Consider the following 2,413-nt stretch of genomic DNA (forward strand, 5'->3'; position numbering starts at 1 on the left):
GACGCCGCAGAAGCCGTCCAAGGTGACCACCACCCAACCACAGGTCAAGAACCTGTCGAATACCGGCAGCAACGTCACCATCCTCGCGATCGTGGCCATCATCGCCCTTGTGGCAGGCGGAGCCCTTGTTCTCGTGCGCCGTCGCATGAACTGAACACCATACGTTCCTCATCCGTTGTGGGGGTGTGTCCGCGTACGCGGGCACACCCCCACAACGCATGTAAGGACCGGCCGTGGGACATCGAAGAGCATCAAGGACCAGGGAAGCGAGTGAACGCCCAACATGCTCATCCACTGTTACCGGTGCGTTACGGAGACCTCGGTCCCGGATGCAAAAGAGATCATTCTTCGCTTCGCGCCATCTGGCGTTCCAGTCCGAAGTCGACGGTCCGCCGACCATGCCCCAGCGTGGCGATATGGGTGAACGTCTCATAGTCGGGAATATCGGCGAGCATGACATCCCCGGCAATGCGGCGATCGTCAAGGATGACGGCACGGTCCATGGTCTTCCAGCAGTATTCCAAGTCGTGCGTAACGGTCAGGATGGTTCGCCCACAGGCATGCAGCCGGTTGACGTAGTCGATCAGCAGATCCCGGGTGATCGGATCGATCGAATTGGTCGGCTCATCCAGCATGATGACGTGAGGGTCGAACAGCATGCCCGCCACCAGACCGGCACGCCCGCGCATGCCGCTGGACAGCCTGGACACCCTCGTATCGAGGAACGGACCCAGTTCGAACGCCCGCACCAACGGTTCCCCGCCGAGCCGGGAGGGATCCATGCCTCCCGTGCCATCCGGATCGAACAGCAGGCCACGGAACCTGATATTGTCCCGGACGCTCATCGCACTGATGAGATTCGCATGCTCCGTCATCAGGAACACATCCCGCATCGACGGTACGAGCATGCCGTTGATGACGCAGCGTCCGCTTCGTGGACGCAACAGTCCCGTAATGAGTTTGAACAACGTCGTCTTGCCCACGCCGTTATAGCCGAGGATGGCCACCGACTGGCCTTGGGGAACCGTGAAGGAAACGTCATCCAGCACGGTTTGGCGCCTGCCGTACCCGAACGTGACATGTTCCACCGCGACGGACATACCCTCCAACGCCATCCCATGGCCGTATCGTCCCGCATCCGACCGCAAGGTCAGGATGAATCTGCCACGGAGCACGCGCGTCGTGATGGCGAAAGCGCCCGCGCCGCATAATGCGGCCACGATGGACGAGACCGTCAGGGCGAGCACCGGATCCACGAGATGCCACAGGGCGACATTGGCGAACAGGCAGGGCGAGTGCCAGCGGCGTAAGGTACAACGCCGAATCCGGGTTCAGCAGACGTAGGCATATCGCCAGTTGCGTACCCAACGCGGCCCACGCCCCGTTCAGCACGAACGCCATAAAAAGCTGCATCACCGTCACGGGCATGTCGGATGGCTGCCAATGGTCCACGGCCAGTCCCGCCACCAGGGATACCAGCAGGAACGCCGATGAGACCGCCTCATAGAACCAGAGTTTCGCGGTCAGATATTCGCGCAGCGGCAGGCCGGCCTGCACGATCAGCTCGAACACCCCTGACCGGTAGTCGTCGTACGTGGTGTAATCCACGCAGAGCGAGAAAAGCAGGGCGAACCCGGGCGCGTCGATCATCGCGGTGGACAACGACTCCCCCGCCTCCAAGAAGAGCGGGTTCAGGGCCAATATGAACGGCCAGATCAGCGCACACCACAGAGCCCTGTCAAACGACGTGTACAGGCGGAACTCCTTGAACCAGATGGCCTTCATAATCGCTACCCCACAATCTGCAGAGAAAAAGACGACCCCAAGTCCGTCGCCAATCAGTTCCCTGCCATGTCGGCATCAGGGGCGGAAAGACCCGGATGGCGTCTTCCATCCTACGCCCGGGTCCTTCCGCCATGCGGCCGCGAGAATGACCACGTAGACGAGACAGAGGGCATCCTGGACCCATCCCAGCGTCCGTGGGTTCAGCCAGCCGCCCATAAACCACCCATGCCTGCCCCCCCAGGGAAAGCCAGACCAGCAGGTGCGTGACAACCGACACGACGATGCTCCAGAACGGGTAATAGCGCACCACATGCACCAGCGGGACCGCACACAGCCCCAGCATGATCCACACGACCATCCAGGCCGCGCCGCCGGCCGGCATCAGCCAGACCGCCGCGGCCGAATCCGACCGCCACAACGGTATAGACGAACCATTCAAGCATGTACAACGCCGTCTGCCTTTTCATGATGAGTCCTTCCTTCCATGGAATCATCGATTGCGGATTTGTTGCGGAACGCCCTCGACGAGGCGTCCCACAACGGTTTTCAATGCAGGACGAGGCAAATCAAGACGACGAGCATGATGAGGGCGAGTGCCAGCAACACGCAGGAGACACGCCTGCGGCCG

4 protein-coding genes are annotated in these 2,413 nt (G+C 61.4%); 2 read left to right on the forward strand and 2 right to left on the reverse strand.

The window, feature by feature from the left end:
- Window positions 1-22 precede the first annotated feature (22 nt).
- Window positions 23-154: an LPXTG cell wall anchor domain-containing protein gene (locus HMPREF1494_RS11905; protein ID WP_269319379.1), complete on the forward strand. Its 132-nt coding sequence runs from the start codon at window positions 23-25 to the stop codon at window positions 152-154.
- A 187-nt stretch (window positions 155-341) separates the two neighbouring features.
- On the opposite strand, the gene HMPREF1494_RS11035 is transcribed toward HMPREF1494_RS11905, so the two are convergent.
- Window positions 342-1,100 (reverse strand): ATP-binding cassette domain-containing protein, encoded by a 759-nt coding sequence (locus HMPREF1494_RS11035; RefSeq protein WP_231495418.1) that lies wholly within the window; start codon window positions 1,098-1,100, stop codon window positions 342-344.
- Window positions 1,039-1,785 carry a hypothetical protein gene (locus HMPREF1494_RS11040; protein WP_051404768.1) on the reverse strand — a complete coding sequence of 249 codons (747 nt, stop codon included), beginning with the start codon at window positions 1,783-1,785 and terminating at the stop codon, window positions 1,039-1,041. Before HMPREF1494_RS11040 ends, HMPREF1494_RS11035 begins: the two co-directional genes overlap by 62 nt.
- Before the next feature lie 441 nt (window positions 1,786-2,226).
- On the opposite strand from HMPREF1494_RS11040, the gene HMPREF1494_RS11840 reads away from it, so the two are divergent.
- Window positions 2,227-2,413, forward strand: a 187-nt coding sequence (locus tag HMPREF1494_RS11840; RefSeq protein ID WP_231495419.1) for a hypothetical protein, incomplete at its 3' end; no start/stop codon positions are given.

The sequence above is a fragment of the Bifidobacterium sp. MSTE12 genome, assembly GCF_000513015.1.
GTDB lineage: Bacteria > Actinomycetota > Actinomycetes > Actinomycetales > Bifidobacteriaceae > Bifidobacterium > Bifidobacterium dentium.

Bases quoted from the DNA above. Each gene is read 5' to 3' on its own strand.
- HMPREF1494_RS11035 (WP_231495418.1), bottom strand. From the start codon at position 1,100: ATGTCCGTCGCGGTGGAACATGTCACGTTCGGGTACGGCAGGCGCCAA.
- HMPREF1494_RS11040 (WP_051404768.1), bottom strand. From the start codon at position 1,785: ATGAAGGCCATCTGGTTCAAGGAGTTCCGCCTGTACACGTCGTTTGAC.